This window comes from Paraburkholderia dipogonis, assembly GCF_046027395.1.
GTDB lineage: Bacteria > Pseudomonadota > Gammaproteobacteria > Burkholderiales > Burkholderiaceae > Paraburkholderia > Paraburkholderia dipogonis_A.
The window spans coordinates 35,389-60,577 of sequence record NZ_JAQQEG010000038.1; the positions used below are offsets into that span (position 1 = coordinate 35,389).

The window sequence follows — 25,189 nt, forward strand, 5'->3', positions numbered from 1 at the left end:
CACAGCATGCTTGCCTACATTCTCAGACGATTGTTGTTGATGGTGCCGACCCTGCTCGGCGTGGTCACGCTGACCTTTGTCGTCACACAGTTCGTGCCGGGTGGGCCGGTCGAACAGGTGATGACGCAACTCCGCCACGGCGCTGGCCGTGGCGGAGAGGCGGGGGCGGGCGGCGGCGGTTATCACGGCAGCCAGGGCGTTGATCCGCAGCAGATCGAGCAGATCAAGAAGCAGTTCGGCTTTGACAAGCCGCCGCTCGAACGTTATCTGCTGATGCTCAAGCGCTACGCGACGTTTGACCTCGGCCAGTCCTACTATCAGCACGACAGCGTGTGGGACGTGATCAAATCGAAGCTGCCGGTGTCGATCACGCTAGGCTTATGGACGGTGCTGCTCACGTATCTGATATCGGTGCCGTTGGGGATCGCGAAAGCGGTGCGCAACGGCTCGCGTTTCGACACCGTCACGAGCGTGCTGGTGCTGGCCGGCTATGCGATTCCCGGATTCGTGCTCGGCGTGTTGCTGCTGATGCTCTTCGGCGGCGGCACGTTCTGGCAGGTGTTTCCGATGCGCGGCCTCACGTCGGATAACTTCAACGATCTCAGCGCGTTCGGCAAAGTGCTCGACTATCTGTGGCACATCGTGCTGCCGGTCACGGCATCGGTGGTGGGCAACTTCGCGATCGTCACGATTCTGACCAAGAACACGTTTCTGGAGGAAATCGGCCGGCAGTATGTGCTGACCGCGCGCGCGAAGGGCGCGCCCGAGCGCGACGTGCTGTGGAAACACGTGCTGCGCAATGCGGCGATTCCGCTGCTCACCGGTTTGCCGGCGGCCTTTGTCGGCGCGTTTCTGAACGGCAATCTGCTGATCGAGACGCTGTTCTCGCTCGACGGTATGGGTCAACTGTCGTACGACTCCGTGATTCGCCGTGACTATCCGGTCGTGCTCGGTTCGCTCTTTCTGTTCACGCTGATTGCCCTCGTAACCAAACTCATTGCTGACGTCTGCTATGTCCTCGTCGACCCCCGCATCCAATTCAACCGCCTGGACCGCTGACGCGGCCGGCGCGGCGCACGCGGCGTCGCCGTCTCCGTGGCGGCGTACGTGGCTGCGCTTCAGGCAGCAGCGTCTGGGCTACTGGAGCCTCGTCATTTTCGTGTCGCTGTTCGTCATCAGCCTGCTCGGCGAGGTGTTGTCCAACGATCGTCCGTTACTCGTCCGTTACGACGGACACTACTATTTTCCCATCGTGAAGGACTATCCGGAGACGCTGTTCGGCGGCGATTTCCCGGCGCGTGCGAATTACCTCGATCCGTATATCCGTTCGCGGCTCGAATCGAACGGCAACTTCGCGATCTATCCGCCGAATCATTTCCACTACGACACGATCGACTATTTCGCCGCGCATCCTTATCCGGCGCCGCCTACCACGAGCAACTGGCTCGGCACGGATCAGTTCGGGCGCGACGTGCTGGCGCGGCTGCTGTACGGTTTCCGTTTGTCCGTGCTGATGGCGCTGGCGCTCACGGTGTCCGGCGTCGTGGTCGGCGTGCTGACCGGCGCGGTGCAGGGCTTTTACGGCGGACGCACTGATCTGATCGGCCAGCGCCTGATCGAAATCTGGAGTTCGATGCCCGACCTGTACCTGCTGATCATCTTCGCGTCGATCTTCGAGCCCACGTTGTGGCTACTCTTCATTCTGCTGTCGATGTTCGGCTGGCTCGTGCTGTCCGATTACGTGCGCGCCGAATTTCTGCGCAACCGTTCGCTCGATTACGTGAAGGCGGCCCGCACGATGGGTCTGAGCAACTGGCAGATCATGTGGCGCCATGTATTGCCGAACAGCCTGACACCGGTGATTACCTTCCTGCCGTTCCGCATGAGCGCCGCGATTCTCTCGCTGACCAGCCTTGACTTTCTCGGCCTCGGCGTACCGCCACCGACGCCGAGCCTCGGCGAACTGCTGCAGGAAGGCAAGAATAATCTCGACGCGTGGTGGATCTCGATGTCGGCGTTTGCGGCGCTGGTGATTACGCTTCTATTGTTGACGTTCATGGGCGACGCATTGCGCAATGCGCTCGACACGCGCTCGCGCGGCTCGGCTTTCGGCGGAGGTCCGCGATGACCAACACTCAGGCGCCGATCGCTCGACCGTTGCTGGAAATCGACCGTTTCTCCGTGCGTTTCGGCGACAAGGTCGCCGTGCACGAACTCAGCCTCTCCATTGCACGCGGCGAGCGCGTGGCGTTGGTCGGCGAATCGGGTTCGGGCAAGAGCGTCACCGCGCTGTCCATTCTGCGGCTCGTCGAGCATGCCGAATTGAGCGGCCGCATGCTGCTCGATGGTGAAGACCTGCTGCAGAAAACCGAGCAGCAGATGCGTGGCCTGCGCGGCGCCGACGTCGCAATGGTGTTTCAGGAACCGATGACGGCGCTCAATCCGCTCTTCACGATCGGCAAGCAGATTGCCGAGAGCTTGCGCTTGCACGAAGGTTTGCGGCCCAACGCGGCGCGTGAGCGCGGCATCGAATTGCTCAGGCGCACGGGTATTCCCGAACCGGAGCGGCGCATCGACAGCTTTCCGCATCAGTTGTCCGGCGGCCAGCGGCAGCGCGCGATGATCGCCATGGCGCTCGCGTGCCGTCCGCGTTTGCTGCTCGCGGACGAACCGACGACGGCGCTCGACGTCACCGTGCGCCAGCAGATCGTCGACCTGTTGATTTCGTTGCAGGAACAGGAAGCGGCTGAGCGCGGCATGGCCGTGCTGCTGATTACTCACGACCTGAATCTGGTGAAGCGTTTCGCGCAGCGCGTCGCGGTGATGGAAAAGGGCGTGCTGGTCGAAACCAATACGACCGAGGCGCTGTTCACGAGCCCGCAGCATCCGTACACGCGGCGGCTGCTCGACAGCGATCCGCAACGCGCGGTCGAGCCCGTCGAGGAGGGCGCGCGCCGCCTGCTCGAAGTGCAAGGCTTGGCCGTCGATTACCGCACGTCGGCGAAAGGCTGGCGGTCCATGTTCGGGCGCTCCACGTTCCGTGCGGTGCATGACGTCGATCTGAGCGTGCGGCGCGGCGAAACGCTTGGCATTGTCGGTGAATCGGGTTCGGGCAAATCGACTTTGGCCGCGACCGTGCTCGGCCTGCAACAGCCGGCTGCCGGTCATATCCATATCGACGGCTTGCCGCTTTCCACGCTCAAGACGGCGAGCTCGCGCCGCGCGTTGTATTCGCGCATGCAGGTCGTGTTTCAGGACCCGTTCGGCTCGCTGTCGCCACGCATGACGGTGGAGCAGATCATCGGTGAGGGTCTCGCCGTGCATAAGCCGGAAGTGGATGCGAAGGCGCGGCGCGCGCGCGTCGGCAGCCTGCTCGAAGAAGTCGGCATGCCCGCCGACGCGATGCTGCGCTATCCGCATGAGTTCTCCGGCGGCCAGCGTCAACGCATTGCGATTGCGCGCGCGCTGGCGGTCGAGCCGGAATTGCTGGTGCTCGACGAGCCGACCAGCGCGCTCGATGTCTCGATCCAGAAACAGGTGCTGAATCTGCTGACAAATCTGCAGAAAAAGTACAAGCTAAGCTATTTGTTCATTACGCACGATCTGGCGGTGATGCGAGCCATGGCGCATCGTGTGATCGTGATGAAGTCGGGACGCATCGTCGAAGCGGGCAACACACTCGATGTGTTGCATGCGCCGTCGCATCCTTATACCCAGTCGCTGCTGGCTTCGTCACTGAACGTGCCGGAGCCCGGCGGCGCCGCGACTCATACGGGACATGCCAATGATTGACGAACGTTGGGCGCAAGCCGCCCAAACGCTGAAGAGCCGCGCAGCGTTCTGGTCGCTGCGCATTGTCGACGAACAGGTCGACGACCACGAGATCCGCAACGACATCGCGCAGCCGCTGCGCACGGTGCGCGATCGCGGTGCGATGCTGATCGCGTGGGTGGGCGCCGGCGCGGGTTATGCCGCGACCGCGAATCTCTCGGCGGAGGGTTTGCAGGCGGCGCTCGATATAGCCACCGTGCGCGCTGAAGCGAGCGCGGCCTTGTCGTTGATCGACCATCGGGAAGTTGCGCGTCCGGCGGCGAGTGGCCAGTATGTGTCGCCGAACGCGCAACGCGCGTTGCCTAACCGCGCCGAATGGCTCGAGCTTCTCGGCGCGGAATGCGCCGGTGCGAATCTCGACGCCAAGATTGTCGAACGTGTGGCCGCCGTGCAGATCACGCACACCGATCAGCTTTACATCACCGGCGACGGCGTGCGGATCGACCAGCAGTTCCGTTTCGTGATGCCGCAATTGAGCGTCGCCGCACATGCGAACGGCGATACGCAGGTTCGCACGCTGGGCGGCAACTACGGCACGCTCGGACAGGGCGGCATGGAAGTGCTGGCGCGCTTCGGCTTCGAAGGTTCGGGCGCCCGCGTCGCTAACGAAGCGCTGCAATTGCTGGCCGCGCCGAATTGCCCATCCGGCAAGCGCGATTTGCTGCTGATGCCCGACCAGATGATGCTGCAGATTCACGAGTCGATCGGCCATCCGCTCGAACTGGACCGCATTCTCGGCGATGAGCGCAACTTCGCGGGCTGGAGCTTCGTCAAGCAGGACATGTTCGGTTCATACCGCTACGGTTCGGAACTATTGAACGTCACCTTCGATCCGGAGCTGCGCGAAGAAGCAGCGGCCTACGCATTCGACGACGACGGCACCGAAGCGCACAAGCAGTATCTGATCCGCAACGGCGTGCTGGAGCGTCCGCTCGGCGGCGCGCTGTCGCAACAGCGTGCAGGCATGCCAGGCGTTGCGAACTCGCGTGCGTCGAACTGGAACCGGCCGCCGATCGACCGAATGGCGAATCTGAATATCGAGCCCGGCGAGAGTTCGCTGGAGGAGATGATCGGCAACATCGAGCACGGCATTCTGATGCGCACCAACACGTCCTGGTCGATCGACGACCATCGCAACAAATTCCAGTTCGGCTGCGAGTTCGGCCAGTTGATCGAGAATGGCAAGCTCACGCAGGTCGTCAAACAGCCGAATTATCGCGGTATTTCGGCGAATTTCTGGCGCAGCCTAAGCGCGGTGGGCAATGCGGCCACGCGCGAAGTGTATGGCACGTCCATGTGCGGCAAGGGCGAACCGGCGCAGATCATCCGCGTTGGCCATGCGTCGCCGGCCTGCGTGTTCAGCGATGTCGACGTGTTCGGAGGCGCATGATGAGCCAGTTCATCTCTTCGCGCGCCGCGACATCGGTGGATTGGGAGCGGCATTTCACTTTGCTCGCCGATGCGATAGACCGCTTGCAGCAAGGTGGCGAAACCACGCTGAGTTCCTTTGCCGGCGAGCAGTCCGATTTCATCCGCTTCAATTCGGGCAAGGTGCGGCAGACCGGCAGCGTGTCGCAAGGCAAGCTGACCTTGCGCCTGATCGACGGCGCGCGTCAGGCCTATTCCACGCTGACCGTGTGCGGCGATCTGCAACAGGATCTCGACGAAGTGAGCGCCGCGCTCGCCACCCTGCGCGAAGGTCTGCGCGATGCGGCGGACGATCCGCATCTGCTGTTCGACACATCGAAATGGCAGCGCACCACGCAGCGCTCCGGCAAGCTGCCGAATCCCGATGGCCTCGCGCGCATCGTCGCGGAATGTGCGCAAGGGCTCGACTTCGTGGGTTTTTATGCGGGCGGCACCATTGTGCGCGGCTTCGCATCGACGAACGGCAGCCGCGGCTGGTATGAAGTGGACAACTTCAATTTCAGCTGGTCGCTGTACGACCCGAGCGGCCGCGCGATCAAAACCACCTACGCCGGCGACGACTGGAGCGATGCCGTGTTCACGCGCAAAGTCGAGCAGGCCGCGACACGTCTTGCCGTGCTCGCACGCACGCCGCGCACATTGGCGCCGGGACGTTACCGTTCCTATCTGGCGCCCGCCGCGCTCGCGGAACTGCTCGGCGTCACCGCATGGAGCGGTTTTTCCGCCCGCGCGCAGGCGAGTTCACGCAGCGAGTTGTACAAGCTGCATGTGGGAGAAGTCGTAGTCGACCCGCGCGTAACGATCAGCGAAGATCTGAGTCTCGGCATTACGCCCGGCTTCAACGACGACGGCTACCTGCGTGACAGCGTCCCGTTGATCGAGGCCGGCCGCAGTGCCGAACGCCTGACCAACGCACGCAGTGCACGCGAGTACGGTTTGACGCCCAACGGTGCGCTGGCCAGCGAGTCACCGGCCGCGCTGTCGATGCAAGCGGGCGATCTGCTGGAAGAAGACGTGCTCGCAAAGATCGACACCGGGCTCTACATCGGCAACCTCTGGTACGTGAACTTCTCGGACCGAATGAATTGCCGCCTCACCGGCATGACGCGCTTCGCGACGTTCTGGGTCGAGAACGGAGAAATCGTCGCACCGCTCGAAGCCATGCGTTTCGACGACAGCCTGTACCGTCTGCTCGGCAGCGAACTCGAACAGCTCAGTGCGCAGGCCGAACTGTTATTGAGCGACTCGACATGGGGAGAGCGCGCCACGGGTGGCATGCAATTGCCGGGCATTCTGGTGAGGTCATTCGAATTGACGTTATGAGCCTATGGATCAACACAAAAAAACAAAACCTGAGAGCTTGCCCGAGGGCCTGACGCTGCGCGCATTGCGCGTGGCCGACACGGAACAATTTCACGCCATGCTGCAATTGCCCGCGGCGATGAACGGCAATCCGCAGGTGCCGTTTCGGACAATTGCCAGCACACGGGAGTACCTGGAAAAACTCGAGGCCCCCGAAATCGCGATCGCGGCGACGGTCGGCGATACGCTGGTCGGTGGAGCGAGCCTTAGGCCTTTCAAGGGGCGCCGCGCGCATGCTGCATCGCTTGGCATCGGCGTACACGATGCATGGCAACGGCGCGGCATCGGTCATGCGTTGATGGCCGAACTGCTCGATCTCGCCGACAACTGGCTCGGTCTGCGCCGCCTCGAGTTGCATGTCTACACCGATAACCACGCGGCACTCGCGCTATACCGCAAGGTCGGCTTTGAGATCGAAGCGCATCAGCGCGGCGCGGTATTGCGCCGCGGCGTGCTGATCGACTGTTATTTCATGGCGCGTCTGCGCGAGCCGGCGCCCTGGATGGCGCCGCCTTCAGTCACCCGTGTCGCAGCGGAATAAGACCATGAAAGAAACAAGGTTGCCGGAAGACGCCGGGCACGACAAATGTATTATGGTCCGCGCGCTCGAATCGTCGGACATGGATGCGTTCGCCGAGATCATGAGCCTGCCCGGCGTGCGGCGCGGCACGCTGTCGGTCGGCTATCGCAGTCCTGAACAACTCGCGGCGTGGTACGAGCGGCGCCTCAAAGTCGGCGTGAACGTGTGCGCTATTATCGACGGACGCGTGGTCGGCCATGCCGGTCTCGAGGTCCACCGGTCGAGCCGCGCGCACTGCGCGCACTTAGGCCTCGCGGTGCACGACGCGTATCATGGGCGCGGTGTCGGCTCCGCGCTTCTGCAAGGCTTGACCGACTGCGCGGATGCCTCGCTCGGTTTGCGCCGCATCGACCTCACGGTGTTTTCCGACAACGCGCCGGCCATCGCGCTGTATCGCAAGTTCGGCTTTGTCGAAGAAGGCCGCTCGCGCGGTTTTGCCTTGCGCGACGGCGTGCTGACCGACGTGCTGCACATGGCCCGCCTGGTCGACGCACCGCGCTTCCAGACAAACTGAACGGATTCCTTGAGTGCCATTTTTCTTCATCGACCGCCCGGTCTTCGCATGGATCGTCGCGCTCGCCATTGTCGTGGCGGGCGCGCTGGCTATTCCGCAATTGCCGGTGGCGCAGTATCCGCGCCTTGCGCCGCCGCGCATCGTGATATCCGCCATGTATCCGGGGGCGTCGACTGAAGTCGTGGACGAGAGCGTCGGCAGCATCATCGAGGAGAGCCTCGATGGCGCCGACAATATGCTGTACTACCAAACGACCAGCGACAACCTGGGCGAGCTCGAAATCGACGCGACCTTCGCGCCCGGCACCAATCCGGATCTCGCGCTGGTCGACATCCAGAACCGGCTCAAGCAGGTCGAGCCGCGTTTGCCGCAGCAGGTCGTACAGCAGGGCATCAGCGTGTTCAAGGCGGCCAACACGTTCCTGATGCTGGTCGCGCTGAGTTCCACCGACGGCACGCGCGACTCCGTGCAATTGAGCGACTATCTGAGCCGCTACGTGTTGCGTGAGTTGAAGCGCGCGCCGGGCGTGGGCTCGGCCCAACTCTGGGACGCCGACGAAGCGCTGCGCATCTGGCTCGATCCGATGAAGCTGCGCGAATACGGCCTCGGTGCCGCCGAAGTGAACGCCGCCATCGCCGCGCAGAACGCGACCGTGACCGCTGGCACGCTCGGCGACGCGCCGTTCGTGCCGGGCCAGCAACTGACGGCCTCGGTGAGCGTGAAGGGTCAGTTGATCTCGCCGGCCGAATTCGGCCAGATCGTGTTGAAGGCGCGGCCCGACGGCTCGGCCGTGCGCCTGCGCGACGTCGCGCGAGTCGAGCTCGGGCGTGACAATTACTCGTACTATTCGCGCCTGAACGGCAAGGCTGCGGCGACGGTCGGGATTCAACTCGGGCCGCGCGGCAACGCGCTGGAAACGTCGAACGCAATTCGCGCGCGGCTTGCCGAGCTGGCCAAAGGATTGCCTTCGGGCGTCGCCATCGAAATCCCGTTCGACAACGCGCACTTCGTGCAGATCGCGATTCACGAGGTGCTCGTCACGCTCGCGGAAGCGGTGGTGCTGGTGTTCTTCGTGATGTGGCTGTTCCTGCGCGATCTGCGCTACACGCTGGTGCCGACCGTAGTGATTCCGGTCACGCTGATGGGCGCGTTTCTCGCCATGTACGCGTGCGGTCTGTCGATCAACGTGTTCACGATGTTCGGCCTCGTGCTCGCCATCGGCATTCTCGTCGACGACGCGATCGTGGTGGTGGAGAGCGTGCATCGCGTGATGGAAGAAGAGGGTTTGCCGCCACGCGAGGCCACGCGCAAGGCCATGTCGCAGATCGGCGGCGCGATCGTCGGCGTGACCGCGGTGTTGACGGCGGTGTTCGTGCCGATGGCGTTCTTTCCCGGCGGCGTCGGCGGAATTTACCGGCAATTCGCGGTGGCGATGATCGCGTCGATGCTGGTGTCGTCGTTCATGGCCTTGTCGTTGACGCCCGCGTTGTGCGCGAATCTGCTGAAGGCGCACACGCAATCGGTGCGTCAACGCGATGCGCGCCGTGGCATTCTCGGTTTCGCGGCGCGCGCGGCGAGCCGCTTCACGTCCGGCTTCGATCGCGCCGCGCGTGGCTATCGCGGGCTGACGGCGCGCACGCTGCGCCGCATCGGTCCGATGCTCGCGATATACGCACTGCTGGTCGGTGCATGCGGCGTGCTGTACTGGCAAATGCCCGGCGGGTTTTTGCCGAGCGAAGACGAAGGTCAGTTGCAAGTGATGGTGCAGTTGCCCGCAGGCGCCACCCAGGCACGCACGCTGGCCGTCGTGCAACGTATGGAAAAGATTCTCCATGCCGAACCCGCCATCGCGAACGTCACGAGTGTGATCGGCTGGAGCTTTTCGGGGAGTGGTCAGAACGTGGCGATGGGTTTTGTCGAACTCAGGGACTGGGGCAAGCGCGATATCGATGCATTGGCCTTGCGCGAGCGCCTCAACGAAAAGTTCGACAAGATTCTGGACGGTAACGTCGAGGCGCAATTGCCGCCTTCGGTGCCGGGCCTCGGGCATTCGGACGGTTTCGTGTTCCGCCTCGAGGATCGCGGCGGAGTGGGGCTCGACGCGCTGAAGGCCGCGCGCGAGCAACTGTTCGTGCAGGCCAAGGCGAGCCCGGTGCTGGCCTCGGTGCACTCCGAAGATCTGCCTGACGCGCCGCGCGTCGAGCTCATCATCGACCGCGCGAAGGCGTACGCGCTCGGTGTGTCGTTCGATCGCATCGCCGACGTGCTGGGCAGCACCTTCGGCTCGACCTATATCGACGATTTCCCGGCCGGCGGCCGCATGCGCCGCGTGATGATCGCCGCCGACGCCGCCACGCGTATGACCGAAGACGATCTGCTCGCGCTCGCCGTGCCCAACGCGACGGGCGGCATGGTGCCGCTCTCGGCCATCGCGACGCGTCAATGGACGATCGGCCCGGTGATGCTGACGCGCTACAACGGTTATCCGTCGCTCGACGTGAGCGGCCACGCGGCGCCCGGCAACAGTTCCGGTGCGGCCATGGCGGAGATGGAGCGGCTTGCCGCTTCGTTGCCGGTCGGCGTGCGCTATGACTGGGTCGATGCGGCACGCGAGGAAACCGCGGCCGCGAAACTCACGCCGCTGCTGATCGGGTTGTCGCTGCTGGCGGTGTTCATGGCGCTCGCCGCGCTATACGAAAGCTGGACGATCCCGCTTGCCGTGCTGATGGTCGTGCCGCTCGGCATGATCGGCGCGGTCGCGGCGGTGCTGTTGCGGGGCATGCCCAACGATGTGTACTTCAAGGTCGGCATGATCACGGTGATCGGCCTCGCGGCGAAGAACGCGATTCTGATCGTGCAGTTCGCCCGCGATCTATACCAGCGCGGCCTGCCGTTGACGCGCGCCGTGACCGAAGCCGCGGGCGCGCGCTTCCGGCCGATCGTGATGACTTCTGCGGCATTCCTGCTCGGCGTCGTGCCGCTCGTAGTGTCGAGCGGCGCGGGCGCCGAGAGCCGTCGCTCGATCGGTACGGGTGTATTTGGCGGCGTGCTGGCCGCCACGCTGTTCGGGCTGGTGTTCGCGCCGGTCGCGTTCCATGCGGTCGCATCGCTCACGCATGGACGGCGGCGGCTGGCGGAACTGCATCGCAAGCGTGAGGAACGGCGGGCGCGCCGTGCCGCGGTCGAACGCGGATCGTTCGACGAATCGACGACGGCTTGACTGCGCTCCACCGGCGCCTTGCTCAACCAGCCGGCTGATTCACCGCTTGCACGGGCGCCGCGCCAGTCGGCATCTGCGCATTGCTTGCCGACACGCGCGGCGCGGCCGGCATGCAGTCCGCGCGATACTCGGCCTGCAGCTTCTTCTCTGCGTGTTGCAGATCGCTCGGGTAGTCGTCGTCATCGGCGTTGGGTTGCTAGCCGACCGCGTCGAGCAGCACGGCGCTCTCGTCGATGCGATGCGATGCGAACGCACTTGCCGCGCTCACGACGGCCGGTGTCAAATCCTCTGACATTTACCGGAGTTGTGCGCTGCAAACGTTAATTCGTCATACGTATAAATCCGCCAATGTTTCAATATAGAAACATTTTCGGAGGTTCGAGAATTGCGTTACCAAATCTTAATCTCGCTCAACTCGTTAAAACCCGCTTCGATTGCATTTGGCAGTCAATAAATTCCCAATTTGCGAATAAAGCGGGTATTGAACGGTCATTATCTGGGAGGTTTGCAGTTCAAGTTTGAAACACTTTTGGATGGCGCTCTGCCATACGCGGGTCACAAATCGAATCCCTTCAGGCCGGCCCGCGCGACGTCCGCCGATGCCCGAAGAACGAGGCTGCACGCGGCTTCGCGGGCCGGTGGCGAAAATCGCTCCAGCATGGTTTGCTGTGGCGCCTGCGCAACCCGCCGTTTTCATATCAAACGCGAGATAACGCTTTTCTTCATACATTCTGTTTCCCGATAGTAATTTGTTTTTCAAATTTACTATAGCGAGCCATTCCGCTAACATCACGCTTAATCCGTTAAGTGGCCTTGCCGCGATTTCAACCGGCAATAAATCATTCCGCTCATACTGGCTGCTAACGGCGATCGGGGTCCACAATGTACGACAGTTTGGGGAAATATCATGCCGCACATGCACCTTGATACTGCGAGGATCACCTGGTTACATACGCCGACGTTGAACGTGCGTAGTGCAACGCGGCGAATCGGCGTGTTGCTGTTCGACGGCTTCTGGCTGCTCGGCCCAGGCACCGTAGTGGAGATGTTCCAGACCGCGAACGAACTCTCGGGTTCACGCGCCGGTGAAGAACAGCCTTACGAAGTGCAATTCCTTTCCATGGACGGCGGCAGCGTCGCGAGTTCTTCTTCCGCGCGCATCTGGACTGACCGTATCGATGCGCGCTTTGCGAGCGGTTTCGACGTGCTGTTCATCGCGGGCGGCTACGGCGCGCATGTGGCCGCGCGCGACGAGCGCGTGCTTGGCTGGTTGCGTTCAGTGCAATCGCGCACGCGCGCGATTGAGACGATCGGTGAAGGGCGGCTCGTGCTGGAAGCGGCCGGCCCGACGGATAGCGACGGACAGCAGGTGACCCGCTATCTCAGCAGCGTCACGGGTGAGTCCGCGCTCAGCGCGTCCAACGATCGTAACGACTGTGCCCGCAGCGCGCTCATGTTCATCAAACGCGATCTCGGCGCCGAGCTTGCTCGCAGTGTCGCCGACCGTGTGATGCCCGGCATGGCTGCCACCTGGGTGCCGCTGCCGGCGGAAGGCGGCACGCTCAGCGTGGCCGAGAAGATCCGTGCCGCAGCGCGCTGGATGGAAGCCAATTGCGACCGTCCGGTTTCGGTGGCCGACGCCGCGCAGGTTGCGGCGATGAGCGAGCGCAATTTCCTGCGGCGTTTCAAGCATGAAATGCAGGTCACGCCGTCGGACTATCTGCTGCAGGTCCGACTGCGCATTGCCTGCAACTTCCTGACCGAGACCGAACTGCCGGTCGACAAGATCGCGCGGCGCAGCGGTACGGGCAACGGCGATCGTCTCGCGAAGATTTTCCGCAAGCGCATGGCGCTGTCTCCAACCGAATATCGCGCGCGCAGCCGCGTGGCGAGCGAGGCGTAATATTCATGCAGGTGCCCGTGCCGGCGGCGGGGCGCCTTACGACACGTGGACGCGTCCGTCGTGGCGGCCGCGTTTTCGCCGGTCAGGCTTCTTACGAGCACAGCAGCAATGGGCAACAAGGTGATCGCGACGGCATTGCCGGAGGTGAAACTCATCGAGCCCGAGGTGTTTTGCGACGAGTTCGGCTTCTGCTTCGAGAGCTTTAGCGCGGACGAGTTTATCGACGACCTCTCGCAAGCTTTCCAGTTTGTGCAGGACCGGCATTCGCGTGCGGTGCATGGCGTGTTGCGCGGGTTGCACTATCAGGTGCAACGTCCTCAGGGTCGCCTCATGCGGGTCGTGGTGGGCGAAGTCTTTGCGGTCGCCGTCGACGTGCGGCTCAATTCGCCGAATTTCGGCAAGTGGTGCGGGGCGTATCTGAGCGCGGCCAATTATCGGCAGATCTGGGCGCCACCGGGCTTCGCGCTCGGTTTCGTGGTGCTGTCCCACTTCGCCGAGTGTTTGTGGAAGACCACGGAATACTGGTTTCCCGAGCTGGAGCGCTGCATTCTGTGGCGCGATCCCGACATCGGCATCGAGTGGCCGATCGATTTCGAACCGACCCTTGGTGCGAAGGATGCCGCGGGCCGGCGTCTTTACGAAGCGGAAAACATCGCCTGAGCCAGGCGCGCGGTCTTGCCGCGCCTGTCAACGCGTCACCACCACGGCGCCGACGCTCGCGGTCACCACCAGCAACGTGCCCGCGATCTGTAACACCCCCATCGGCTGATGCAGTACGACAAAGCCGGCCAATGCGCCGATCGCCGGTTCGACGCTCATCAGGATGCCGAATGAGGCGGCCGGCATGTGCCGCAACGCCACCATTTCCAGCGCGTACGGCAACAGCGGGACCAGCAGCGCGAGACCCGCCGTCGCCGCGATCTGGCCTGTCGCGACATGAAGACCGCTTTGCGCCAATCCAAATGGCGTGGCCACGAGTGCCGCCGCGATCAGCGACACGGACAGTCCCTCGAGTCCCGCGAACAAGGTGCCGGTCTTCTTCATCAACACGATGTAGGTGCCCCACCCGAGCGCCGCGCCGCAGGCGAGCAGCACGCCGAGCGGTTCGCCGATCCAGCCGGCGCGATCGCGTGAAAGCAGGATCACCCCGGCGATCGCCAGCGCGGGCCACAGCAAGGCGCGCGCGCGACGGACCGCGAAGGTCGCCACGGCGAGCGGCCCGAGAAAGTCGATCGCGACGGCAAGTCCTAACGGAATGCGCTGGAGCGCCGCGAAAAAGCACAGCGTCATGCCCGCCATCGCCGCGCCAAGCACGCCGGCAGCGGTCCAATGAGCGCGCGAGTAACTCAGAAAGCGCGGACGCACCAGCAAGGCGAGCACCAATGCCGCCCAGCACAGGCGCAGCCACGTGGTGCTGAGTGAACCGTAAGTGGTCATCGTGGGCGCGGAAAGCGCGGCGCCGAATTGCACGCACGACATCGACAGCACGCACAGCAATGCCGCCCCGGCCGCGCCGCGAGTGGGTTTATCGCTGGTTTGCGCGGGATTCAGCGCGGGTTGGAGGGTAGTGTCCTGCATGGTCGTCGGTTTGGCTGGCGCTCGATCGGAATTCGTCATCGCTATCTTATCGGTGCCGGCGGTATTAAGATAAGTTGATATTTCTTATGCTGACTTCAACAATCTTTATGACTCGAGATCTCGATAGCAGCCTGCTGCGCGCCTTCGTCACCGTGGTTGAGACGGGCGCGGTGGGCGTGGCGGCGACGCGCCTCGCGCGTACCCAGGCCGCGGTGAGCATGCAATTGCGCCGGCTCGAAGAAGAACTCGGCCAGCGTCTGCTTGACCGCTCGCCGCGCGGCGTGCAGCTCACCGAAGCAGGTCACTTATTGCTGCCGTACGCCCACACGATACTCGGCGCGGGCGCCGATGCGCGCCGCGCGCTGAGCGCAGGGCAGGTGTCCGGCACCGTGCGGCTCGGCATGCTGGAGGACATTGCGGTCGGTCGTTTGCCGCGGGCGTTGCGGCGCTTTTCGATCGCTTATCCGCAAGTGGCGCTGGAGATCGTCGTCGACAGCAGTGCGGCGCTGTCGAACCGGCTCGCGGATGGCAGCCTCGACGTGGTGGTCGGCGATCCCGCGCTGGTCGACGCAGCGCCGCTTCTCACGTGGACGCAGCCGCTCTTCTGGGTCGGCGCGCGCGGCTTCAGCCGCGACGCGCAGGCGGCGTTGCCGGTGGTGGCATTCGGCGGCGCGTGTCTGTGGCAGCAGCAGGTGTTGACGGCGCTGCGGCGCGCGGGGATCGCGTGGCGCATCGTGTGCACCAGCACCAGTCTGCCGGCCGTCCAATCCGCGGTTGAAGCGGGGCTCGGTGTGTCGGTGCTGCTCGACGGCAACATTCGTTCGGAATCGATGCGCGTGCTGGGTCAAAACGACGGTTTGCCCGACGCGCCCACCGCGGACTTCGGACTCTTCATGCGCGAGGTTTCCGGCACGCAGGCAGCCGCCGTGCAAACCTTGCAAACGTTCCTCTGCGAGGAATTGCATCTCGGCCTGCGCGAAGGCGGGCCGCAGCTCGTACCGGCTTTGGCTTAATGCGCCGGCAGCTGTTCCCATGTGAGTTTTTACGACATTTTTTCTTGAGACGCATCCACACGAAATCTACACTTCGAGCATCTTGATACCGCGAGGTGCTCAACGTGAAACGACGTGCAACGAAGCAACAATCCGTTCGTATCGACTACGTGTGTCACGGCACGGGCCGTGTCGAATTGCGCCGCTTCGATCCGGCGCGCGATTCGTTCGTCGCGTTGACGGCGTTGTTGCATCGGGCCTTCACGCCGCTCGGCGCGATGGGCCTCAATTGCACGTGCGTGGACCAGACCGTCGAGACGACACGCTTGCGCGCAGCGCGCGGCGATTGCTATGTGGCGGTGTGCGACGGACGCATCGTCGGCACGATGACACTCTATGCGACGGATCGTGAATCGGCGTGCGAGCTATACCGTCGCGACGATATCGCCAGCTTGCGCCAGTTCGCGGTCGAGCCGGTATGGCAGGCGCGCGGTATCGGTACGTTGCTGATCGCATTCGCCGACCATTGGGCCGCGACGCGAGGTTATGCGGAGCTCGCGCTCGACACGCCGCAACCGGCTGCGCATCTGATTGCGTTTTATCGTGGACAGGGGTTTCGTATCGTCGATTTCGTGCGCTTCGACGGCAAACGTTACGACAGTGCGATCTTGAGCAAGCCGCCAGTGGCGACGCGTACGCTCGCTAACTGGTCGCATCGATTGGGTGTGCGTACGCCGATTGCACGCGCGGCGTGAAGACGAGGAAGCGACAACGATGACTGGTGAAGTGCTGCAGCGCAATGCGTGGTAGAGAACGCATCGATGCAGGTCAAGCGTGGAAGTGAAAACCCCGGCGCGGGCAGCAACAATTGCAATACGGTACGGCAAGTATTGCAACGGATTGCTGATTCTCGCGCCGGGGCAGCTGTGTTTCCGCCTAAATGGTTGAAGCGTTCATCAGCGTCGCATCACGCCCATCAGCAAGGTGACGAGGAAGATCACCACGAAGATGAAGAACAGGACCTTGGCGATTTCCGTCGCGCCTGCGGCGATGCCGCCAAAGCCGAATACCGCGGCGATGATGGCGATGATGAAGAAGATTGCAGCGTATCGAAGCATGGGGCCTCCCACCGATGGATTGCTGGATTGAAATGGAAAACGGCGACTCGTTGTGGGCACAGCGTGCTTTGACGGGTTATTTGCCGGCGAGCGGAATAGAGCAATAGGTGTGCCCAGACCGCGCAGATGAAAGGGCGCCTCTGATGGGCGCGCCGGCATAAAGAAAAGTTCGTTCCAGACACTGCGGCCGGCGTCGCCGGCCGCAGCAAACATCGTGTCGATACGAAGTCACAGTTTTACGGCGCGGCGGCGTCCGTCACCTCGTCGTTCCAATACGGCGGCAGCGCCTTATACGGATTGCTCCCGGACAGCGACGTCACATACACGCCGCCCGCACCATGCGTCTTCGCGTATTGCATGATGCCAGGCAACTGCGCGGCAGTTGCGCCGTACACCATGTGCACGAAACGGCTCTTCGGATAGGCGGCCTGCCAACTCATCGGCTGATATTTTGCGTAACTCCTGGCAGTGCTTTCGAACAGGACGAACTGGTCGGCCGTTGGCAGGCTCGCGTACAACTCGGGAATGTTGCTGCCCGGATTGGCCGTCACCGAGTAGGTGGCGTTCAGTCCTTTGATGTAGTTGTAGATCGACTGGTAGAACTGGATGTGCGACGTCTTGCTGTCGGACGTCATCTCGTCGATGAAGAAGCCGTCCACCTTATATAGCGCGACGTAGGCGTTGATGTCGGCCACGACCGCGGAGAGCGAGCGTTTGCCGTATGCGGTGGACACGTAGCCGACCACCTTGCTGCCCGCGGCGTGAAGCCTGGTGACGGTGGCGGCAAAGTTCGGGTCTTCCTTTACGCCGGGGCCATCGTTCGGATTCAGGATGGCGGTGGTCGGCACCTTGCGCGCCGAGGCCACGAGACTGTTCCAGTTCGACGTCGCGACGCTGCCAGTGGCATTGAAGTAGGAGGGTACGACGAGACTGAGGGTTGCCGTGGTACCCGCGAAGGCGGTGCCGTTCAGGCATCCCACTAGCAGGCCGGCGATCAGTCCGGCTCGTTTCAGGCATCTGCCGGTGCGCTCCAGGAGACGGGTTCCTTCCGCCGAGCCCGAAACAACAACCGCAACCGCACCCATTCCCCGATTTTCTTGCATGTAGCCTCCTGACGCGGTGTGGTCACCGCTGTCGATTGGCCCGCCGTGGACACGGCGGGCAACTGGCAAACTCCCGCGAGGGAGTCCCTATAGCTTTGCGTCGCCGGATCGCTCCGGGTTTGCCCAAACTGCGCTAACGGCATCCCTTGGGTTTTCTTTAGGGGGCCGATTTATTTTCCGTTGTTTGATTCAAGTGTCCCGAGAGTAACCGAAAATCGATTTCTGTTTTGCCTTTCGGTATTTATTGCTGCGTGTGACGCCGATCCGAGCTTGAGATCTGGGCGAATACGCCTGTTTGATGGTGCTTAAAAAGGTTTGAAAGAATTGGGAAAAGTTAGGCGACGTATTTTTCTCTTGCGATTTATTGGTCAGAAGATTAAGGGCACGGCAGGTTTGATCTGAACCTGCTGCAGCCGTTTCCCAACACATTGCAGATCCCCTTGACGAATCGATTTTAACCAGTCGCGACAGTGATATTGGTTGTGCCGGGCCGCGCAATCGTTTGCCTTTGAATTCAAGCGGATGCATTTGCCAGTATTTAACTATTGGGATTCCCGCAATGACATAAGCGAGCTTGAGACGTCACATGTCATGTGATATCTTCCACCGCCTTACCAGTAACCAGACAAAAAGTCGGTATCGCATCCGCCGCAATGTCACTTTTGCGCGATGTAAATAATGCCGACGGGCCGGCTCGAAAATCCGCTAGCGGAAACATTCTCCCGACAAGGAGAACGCCGCTCGCGTTCAGACTGAACGGGGAAAGATTTTGGCGATGAAGAAGCGGACCCGGGCATGCGCCGGCGGGGACACTTGCGGGGTTGTCGGACGGACGGGCGAACGATTTCTCACGCGTACCTTGATTGCGGTAATGCTTGGCGCGGCCGGTATTGCACCGCTTGTGACTCATGCAGCGACACAGACGGACGCTGTACCGCCGCAGTCCGCTGCCGCAGCGGCCAACTCTGCCGCGGCTCAGCCCAATCTCGCTTTCTTCTATGCGGCCAATCCGCCTGTCGGCGAATTGCAAGCATTCGATGCCGTCGTGGTCGACCCCGCCACGGGTTTCGACCCGGCGGCTCATCCGCTGGCTCATACCACCTGGATCGCGCGCACCAGCGGCGCCGAGTCAGCCGGTTCGGCCGACACGTTCCTCTCCAGCCAGATCGAACCGCTGTGGCAGCGCGGCTATCGTGGCTTTCTGCTCGACACGCCCGCGGCCGTGGCTGCCGCTGTCCGCATTCATGAAGCGCATCCGGACGCACGCCTCGTGGCGGGTGGCGCCGACGTCTTGCGCAACGCGCTGCCGGTTGCGAAGTCGCTCTACGCGGTGGTCGGCGACTCGCTGGTGCGCGGAGTTGATGACAGCGGCAGGCTTCTCGATGTCGCTGAATCATTGCGCGCACAACGCATTGCAGATGCGCACGCGTTCACGCAGCAAAGCGGCGTGCCGGTGGTGTCCGTGGAGTATTGCGAGCGCACCGACCGGCAGTGCGCCCGCGACACCGCTGCGCGCGTCGTGTCCGCCGGCATGCTGCCTTACGTCACGAGCAAGGCACGCGACGTAGTCGGCATCGGCAAGATCGAAGTGCTGCCGCGCAAGATTCTCGTGGTACAGGATCGAGATACCAAAGATCCCCTCGACGCGAGCATCGGTGTGCGCGTTCTCGCCACACCACTGAACTACATGGGTTACGACGTCGAGTACGCCGATCTCTCGTCGCCACTGCCCAATGGCGTGACACCCGACCGTTACGCGGGCGTCGTCGCGTGGATCCAGCGGGGCGTGGTCCCCGACAGCCCGGCGTGGCAGCGCTGGATCACCTCCCGCATGACGGATCATGTTCCCGTGGCGTTCCTCGGCGAATTCGGTTTCGACGCCGCTGGCACGGCGGCTGCCGCGCTCGATCTCCAACCTGTGTCGGAGACGTTGTCCGCGCCGATCAAGGTGGTCAGGAGCGATCCGATGATGGGCTTCGAAATCAGTCCGAAACTCGAGTTGCCGGATCTGCTGGGCGTGCGGGTCGGTTCGCGTGGCGAGCCGCTTTTGCGCGTGTCGGCGAGTGGCGTGCTAGTTGATCAGGTCGCGCTCACGCCGTGGGGCGGCTATGCAATGAGCCCGTACACCGTCGTGTCGCTTGACAGCATCGAGCAGCAGCGCTGGGCCATCCAGCCGATGTCGTTCCTCAAAGCGGCGCTGCGTCTGCAAGACATGCCGTCGCCCAGTGTGACGACCGAGAATGGCCGGCGTCTCCTCATGTCGCATGTCGATGGCGACGGCTTCGCGTCGCGCGCCGAATTCCCCGGTCCTGACTACTCCGGCGAGGCCTTGTATCAGCGGATCTTCACGCGCTACAACGTGCCGATGACGCTGTCGGTGATCGAGGGCGAAGTCGGCCCGGCAGGGCTTCACAAGGACATCTCGCCGCGCCTCGAGGAGATCGCCCGCAAGATGTTCGCGCTGCCGCATGTCGAGATCGGCACGCATACATATTCGCATCCATTCCAGTGGGAACAGCTCGATGCCACGACAGGCGCGCCCGTCGACCGCGGAGGCGGCGACGCGGCATTCTCGCTGAATATTCCGGGGTATCACTTCAACGTCGATCGCGAGATCACGGGCTCGATCGACTACATCAACTCGCGTCTCGCGCCTCCCGGCAAGAAGACTGTGCTGCTGCAATGGTCCGGCGATTGCCAGCCGCCAGGCTTCGTGGTGCGCAAGGTGCACGAGGCCGGTGTCTATGACATCAACGGCGGCGATACGGTCATCACGAAGACGAACAACAGCTGGACGGTGATCGCGCCGATTGGCGTGGACAAGGGTCCGGGCGCCTATCAGGTGTACGCGCCGAATCAGGACGAGAACGTTTATACCAACGACTGGCAAGGTCCGTTCTACGGGTTCCAGCGCGTGCTCGAAACCTTCGCGATGACCGACAGTCCGCTGCGCTTCAAGCCGATCGACATCTATTACCACATGTACAGCGGCACCAAGCTAGCCTCGTTGCGGGCGCTCGACCAGATCTTTTCGACGGTGCTCAAGCAGCCGGTCATGCCGATCTACGTCACCGAGTACATCCGCAAGGTGCTCGACTGGCGCACTTTCGCTGTGGCGAAAGAAGTGGGTCCGCAAGCGAACGACTGGATCGTGCGCGGTAACGGCGAGGTGCGCGAGTTGCACTGGCCGCAAGCGACGAAACCGGTGCTGGCCGACGCATCGGGCGTGACCGGTTTTGCAACGGGTCGGGACGGCACCTATATCCATATCGACGGCGGCAACGCTCGCTTTGCGATCGGCGGTGCCGCGAGCGCGGGAGCGGCGCCGTATATCGGCGAAGCCAATGGTTTCGTGCGCAACTTCCGGCGCACGGCGCAGGGCATGCGTTTCGAATTCGCCGGTCACTACCAGCCGTTCGTCAAGCTGGCCAACGCGCAGCAGTGCAAGGTCAGCGTCAACAAGCAGGCTGTCGCCACGCGTCGCGACGGCGAGTTCCTGCGTTTCGATGCGCCGGCTGACGTCGGACAGAAATTGAACTACCAGTCAGTCGAGGTCGCTTGTGGCCGATAACCGCCCTCGCATCGCGCCCACGTGGCTCGTCCTGCTGCTCGCGGGCGTCGTGTTGATCACGCTGTATCTCGTGCATCCGCGCGGTGGCCTGCGTAGCCGGATGACGTCGACCGACGCGCCGAGCGATCTCAGCATCGCCTATCTCGAAGCATGGCTGCGCGTGCAGCCCGACAACACGGAAATCCTCTCGGTGCTCGGCACGCAGTATGTGCGTCTGGGCCGCAACGAGGACGCGCGGCATATCGCCGCCCGCATGGAGGCGATGCCGAGCGAGCAGATGCGCCGCGCCGCGCAGTTGCTGCGTCTGACGGTCGATACGCGTGAAGCGTTCGCGCTGCCCGCCAACGATCCGGGCCGCGATGCCGCGCTCGCCCGTTTGCGTACGCAGCTCACGAATGCGGCGGCGCTGACATGGTCGAATGCCGATCTGCAGATGCTGGCTGAAGCAGCCGCTTCGGTGAATGCGCAACAGCTCGCCGGCCAGCTCTATGCGCGCCTCGCTGAACAGGATCCGGCGCAGCAAACGCGCTGGAACCGCGAAGTGGTGCGCTTCGCCATGTATGGCGGCGACTATCGCGGCGCGGCGAACGGCTGGTTCCGCCTGCAAGCCAGTGCGGCGACGTTCGATGCGCAACGTCAGTGCTTCATCGAAGGCATTCGGGCCTTGCAATCGGGCAATCTGCTCGACGAAGCGCTCGCTGCCGCCAACGAACACGGCGCTGCGTTCGCCCGCGATCACGAGACGCTCGTCGTGCTGCTGAATCTGGCGCGCGCGGCGCATCGTCCGGATCTCGTCGACCGTTACGCGAAGGCGCTGGCCGGCTATGCGCAGGCGCAACCGGACGAGGACGGCGCGCTGCGCCTCGTCGACTTCATCCGCGAGCGGGCGCGTAACGACGCTTCGCAAGGGCAGTACGCCTATATGGATGGCCCGCAAGCCGGTTTTAGCCTCGCCACGCGCACTCGTACGCACGGCTTGCGCGATGTGCGCGTCGTGCGCGTCGCGGCGTCCAGCGCTGCGCCTGCCGCTGCGGCGTCGCATCCCGCAGCAGCCTCGGCTTCCGCGTCCGCTACCGCATCGAACCCAGCCGCCGCATCGAACGACGTCCCGGGCCTCCTGTATCAGTCGTTCCTCGAATCGAGCGATCTGCCGAACGCACAGCGCGTGGCCACCGAGCAGGTCAGCAAGAACCCAGGCTCGCCGGTCTGGACCAGGCGCCTGGCTCAAGTCGCCGAATGGAACCACGCAGCACCGCTCGCCTTGCAGATGTGGCTTGCCTACGCGCAGGCCTCGCACGATCCGGAAGGCTGGAAAAACGTCATGCGCCTCGCGCCGATGCTCAACGACGACAATGCCTATCTGGCGGCGTTGATCCAGGCATCGAATGCGGCGCCCGACGATCTCAAGCTGGTCGATTCGGTGGTCGCGGCCTACGAACGTCTCGGCCGTCCGGACGACGCGCTGGCTTTCCTGCGCACCCGCCAACGCAATTCACCGGCGGAAGCGATCGACTCGCGTCTGGGCCTGCTCGCCGAGCGCGCCGGTCACGACGACGAAGCGCTGACCTACTACCGCAAGCTGAATCAGCTCTATCCGTCGAACACGCAATACGCGCTGCGCACGGCGAGCCTTTTGTATCGCCACGGCGACTACAAGGGCGCGCTCGACACACTGCTCGCAGCGCGCCGCGGTGCCAGGGACGACGACGTGCTGTTCTGGCGCAATGCCGCGCAACTCGCGCGTCTGCTGCAGCGTGACGACATTGCGAACGACGCCTACAAGCATCTGCTGGCAAGCGGCCAGGCGGCGCCTGAAGACCTGAGCGCGATGACGTACTTCTACGACGCGTATCCGGTCGACGCGGCCCGCACGTCCGAGTTGCAGTTCCGCCACGATCATTCGCAACGCGCGCTGCAGAGCGCGATTCACTATTACACCGATGCTGAGCGATACGATCGCATCGATGAATTGTTGAAGCACCTGACGCCCGAGCAACTGGCGGCCGCCGAAGGCGACCCCGCGTTTCTGCGCGTGCGGGCCGAATACTATCGTCAAATCGACCGTCCGCTCGACGCGCTGCACGATCTGCAGCACGCAGTGTCGCTGCCAGGTGCGACGCTCGACCTGCGCGCTGCGTTGCTCTGGACGCTGGTGGACTACGGCAGCGACGCGCAACTGCGCGAGGCAGTCGCCGAATGGCGCAATGCGCCCGAGCAGGCGCCGGCTTTATGGGGGCCGCTGGCCGCCGCGCTGATACGTCTGAACCAGCCGGAGGCCGCGCTCAAGTATCTGCGTCTGCAGTCGGCGTCGATGTCACGCGATCCGCTGTGGCAACTGACCTATGCCGAAGCCCAGGAAATGGCGGGGCGCAGCGATCTCGCATGGTCGATCCGCCGCAATGTCTGGCGTCAGATGCAGCAGGAAGAGGCGGCGATTCGCGCCAACACCGCGCAAGGGCAGATCGTGCTGCGCACACGCGCCTCGCAGGGCGGTGACGTGCGGGAGCAGATGCTCGGCCGCCGCGTCACGCTCGCGTCGATCTTCGAAAATGCGGACGTGTCGAAGGCTTTCCTGATCGATCTGCTCGCCACGGACGCAGGCCGCAACGACAAGACCGAAGCACGCCGCACACGACTCGGCGACGCAGCCGGCCTGCCGCCCGCGCAACCCGCGAAGGCGCATGCGGGGTCGCCGGATCAGGCGCGCTTGACTTCGTCGGTGGCGCGCGACGTGGCGCTCGCCTGGGCGATGTCGCATGAAGCCAATCCGATGGCGAAGCGTTGGCTCGCTCGCCAGTACGCCGACGTGCTGGTGCAGCCTTCGGAGCAGTTGATCGCGATCGCGCTCGCCGAAAACGACAAGCCCGCGATGGAACGTCTGCTCGACCAGCAAGGCGGGCGTTTGCCGCTCTACAGCCGTATCGACGCATCGATCGTGGTGGATCGTCCGGACGCGGCTGAAGATCTCGCGTTCCAGGGTTTGGAAGGCGCGCCTTACGATTCGGAACTGCATAGCCGGCTGGAGCAGACCGCGTTGACGTGGCCGCAGTCGCTCGACGCGACCGTGACCAGCTACGTCGAACATCCGCTCGATTACATCGAACAGACGTTGGCGGGCAGCATCAAGGTCGCCGATCTCTACATGGTCGGCGTGAATGGTGTCCAACGCTTCCAGCACTCGACGGATGAGTCGCAGCTCACCAACGTGCCGTCGGTGGATCGTTCGGTGGAATTCTTCGCGCGGCGTCAAACGTACGACACCGCCTTCATGGTCACGGCGGGCCGCCGCGAAGCGCTCGACAGTTTCTATAGCGTGGCGGTCAGCGCGGAGTGGGGTAGGAATTCGCCGTTGTCGGTCGGGCTCAAGGCGGGCCGCAATCAGACCGCGCAAGAGTCGCAGGCGCTGCAGGTCGGCGGCATGAAGGACAACGTGGTTGCTAACTTCACGTACCGCGTGACGCAGCACCTCTATGCGTCGGGTAGCGTCGAGGCCGACCGTTTTTACAGCCAGGCGCGTAACTACCTGGGCAGCGGCGTGCTGTCGTCGGGTGAGATCGGCTACCGGATTTTCACGAACTATCCGGACTACACGTTCCGGCTGGTCGGCGCGCATGGCGACTACAGCGCGAGCGGCAACGCCGACGCCCTGATTTCGCGGCTGATTCCGGTGGCAGCCGGGCCGGTCAACGCCGCGACCTTCGTGCCGCAGACTTACTCGCAATACGGCTTTTTCTTCGGTTTCGGCAACGATCTGATCGACCAGTACACGCGCGCATGGCGACCGTTCCTCGACGTGGGCCTCCAGCACGACTCGAACCAGGGCTGGGGGCCGGGGATCAGCCTGGGTCTCGCGGGAACGATATTCGGCGGCGATCACGCGGCAATCTACTTCTCGCATCAGCGCGTGTCGCATCTCGGCACGCCGGTCACCCAGATCGGCGCACGGTATAGCTGGTTTTATTGAACCGGATTTCGAATACATATCCAAA

General features: G+C 63.3%; 18 protein-coding genes and 1 riboswitch. Of the genes, 14 read left to right on the forward strand and 4 right to left on the reverse strand.

The features are described 5' to 3' along the window. The first annotated feature begins 6 nt into the window (after positions 1–6). Genes PQR32_RS31705 through PQR32_RS31740 form a run of 8 tightly spaced genes read left to right on the forward strand, consistent with a single transcriptional unit; the run spans position 7 to position 10,935 of the window. On the forward strand, positions 7–1,059 hold the full coding sequence (locus PQR32_RS31705; RefSeq protein WP_091795321.1) for a microcin C ABC transporter permease YejB: 1,053 nt from the start codon (positions 7–9) through the stop codon (positions 1,057–1,059). Then, complete coding sequence (locus tag PQR32_RS31710) at positions 1,013–2,128, forward strand: ABC transporter permease (protein ID WP_408236471.1); 1,116 nt, start codon at positions 1,013–1,015, stop codon at positions 2,126–2,128. Before PQR32_RS31705 ends, PQR32_RS31710 begins: the two co-directional genes overlap by 47 nt. Continuing rightward, positions 2,125–3,792, forward strand: a complete 1,668-nt coding sequence (locus PQR32_RS31715; protein WP_408236474.1) for an ABC transporter ATP-binding protein — start codon at positions 2,125–2,127, stop codon at positions 3,790–3,792. Before PQR32_RS31710 ends, PQR32_RS31715 begins: the two co-directional genes overlap by 4 nt. After that, complete coding sequence (locus PQR32_RS31720) at positions 3,785–5,221, forward strand: TldD/PmbA family protein (RefSeq protein ID WP_408236477.1); 1,437 nt, start codon at positions 3,785–3,787, stop codon at positions 5,219–5,221. Before PQR32_RS31715 ends, PQR32_RS31720 begins: the two co-directional genes overlap by 8 nt. Next, positions 5,221–6,582, forward strand: coding sequence for a TldD/PmbA family protein (locus PQR32_RS31725; RefSeq protein WP_408236480.1), 1,362 nt, complete (start codon positions 5,221–5,223; stop codon positions 6,580–6,582). Before PQR32_RS31720 ends, PQR32_RS31725 begins: the two co-directional genes overlap by 1 nt. 4 nt (positions 6,583–6,586) lie before the next feature. After that, the gene (locus PQR32_RS31730) at positions 6,587–7,162 is read left to right on the forward strand and encodes a GNAT family N-acetyltransferase (RefSeq protein WP_408236483.1); all 576 of its coding nucleotides are present in this window, start codon (positions 6,587–6,589) and stop codon (positions 7,160–7,162) included. 4 nt (positions 7,163–7,166) lie between these two features. After that, positions 7,167–7,715 (forward strand): GNAT family N-acetyltransferase, encoded by a 549-nt coding sequence (locus PQR32_RS31735; protein WP_408236486.1) that lies wholly within the window; start codon positions 7,167–7,169, stop codon positions 7,713–7,715. Between the two features lie 13 nt (positions 7,716–7,728). Further along, positions 7,729–10,935: a multidrug efflux RND transporter permease subunit gene (locus tag PQR32_RS31740; RefSeq protein ID WP_408236489.1), complete on the forward strand. Its 3,207-nt coding sequence runs from the start codon at positions 7,729–7,731 to the stop codon at positions 10,933–10,935. A 418-nt stretch (positions 10,936–11,353) separates the two neighbouring features. On the opposite strand, the gene PQR32_RS31745 is transcribed toward PQR32_RS31740, so the two are convergent. After that, positions 11,354–11,665, reverse strand: coding sequence for a hypothetical protein (locus tag PQR32_RS31745; RefSeq protein ID WP_408236491.1), 312 nt, complete (start codon positions 11,663–11,665; stop codon positions 11,354–11,356). A 177-nt stretch (positions 11,666–11,842) separates the two neighbouring features. On the opposite strand from PQR32_RS31745, the gene PQR32_RS31750 reads away from it, so the two are divergent. Together PQR32_RS31750 and rfbC are read left to right on the forward strand one after the other, a co-directional pair. After that, a complete protein-coding gene (locus PQR32_RS31750) occupies positions 11,843–12,838 on the forward strand; it encodes a GlxA family transcriptional regulator (protein ID WP_408236494.1) in 996 nt (331 codons plus the stop codon). 108 nt (positions 12,839–12,946) lie between these two features. Then, positions 12,947–13,498, forward strand: coding sequence for a dTDP-4-dehydrorhamnose 3,5-epimerase (rfbC, locus tag PQR32_RS31755; RefSeq protein ID WP_408236610.1), 552 nt, complete (start codon positions 12,947–12,949; stop codon positions 13,496–13,498). A gap of 27 nt (positions 13,499–13,525) precedes the next feature. Here rfbC and PQR32_RS31760 read toward each other — a convergent pair whose 3' ends face one another. Continuing rightward, positions 13,526–14,416, reverse strand: coding sequence for an EamA family transporter (locus PQR32_RS31760; protein WP_408236613.1), 891 nt, complete (start codon positions 14,414–14,416; stop codon positions 13,526–13,528). Between the two features lie 86 nt (positions 14,417–14,502). On the opposite strand from PQR32_RS31760, the gene PQR32_RS31765 reads away from it, so the two are divergent. Both PQR32_RS31765 and PQR32_RS31770 read left to right on the forward strand, forming a co-directional pair. Then, positions 14,503–15,429, forward strand: a complete 927-nt coding sequence (locus tag PQR32_RS31765; RefSeq protein WP_408236497.1) for a LysR substrate-binding domain-containing protein — start codon at positions 14,503–14,505, stop codon at positions 15,427–15,429. Between the two features lie 104 nt (positions 15,430–15,533). Further along, positions 15,534–16,163: a GNAT family N-acetyltransferase gene (locus PQR32_RS31770; RefSeq protein ID WP_408236500.1), complete on the forward strand. Its 630-nt coding sequence runs from the start codon at positions 15,534–15,536 to the stop codon at positions 16,161–16,163. Between the two features lie 201 nt (positions 16,164–16,364). On the opposite strand, the gene PQR32_RS31775 is transcribed toward PQR32_RS31770, so the two are convergent. Both PQR32_RS31775 and PQR32_RS31780 read right to left on the reverse strand, forming a co-directional pair. Then, positions 16,365–16,526 carry a DUF1328 domain-containing protein gene (locus PQR32_RS31775; RefSeq protein ID WP_007182451.1) on the reverse strand — a complete coding sequence of 54 codons (162 nt, stop codon included), beginning with the start codon at positions 16,524–16,526 and terminating at the stop codon, positions 16,365–16,367. A gap of 236 nt (positions 16,527–16,762) precedes the next feature. Further along, on the reverse strand, positions 16,763–17,629 hold the full coding sequence (locus PQR32_RS31780) for a spherulation-specific family 4 protein (protein WP_408236503.1): 867 nt from the start codon (positions 17,627–17,629) through the stop codon (positions 16,763–16,765). 54 nt (positions 17,630–17,683) lie between these two features. Next, positions 17,684–17,763, reverse strand: a riboswitch (cyclic di-GMP riboswitch). A gap of 737 nt (positions 17,764–18,500) precedes the next feature. On the opposite strand from PQR32_RS31780, the gene PQR32_RS31785 reads away from it, so the two are divergent. Beyond that, entirely contained in the window at positions 18,501–21,200 is a 2,700-nt protein-coding gene (locus PQR32_RS31785) for a bifunctional glycoside hydrolase/polysaccharide deacetylase family protein (protein WP_408236506.1), read from the forward strand. Then, positions 21,190–25,164 (forward strand): tetratricopeptide repeat protein, encoded by a 3,975-nt coding sequence (locus PQR32_RS31790; protein ID WP_408236509.1) that lies wholly within the window; start codon positions 21,190–21,192, stop codon positions 25,162–25,164. Before PQR32_RS31785 ends, PQR32_RS31790 begins: the two co-directional genes overlap by 11 nt. Positions 25,165–25,189: the final 25 nt, after the last annotated feature.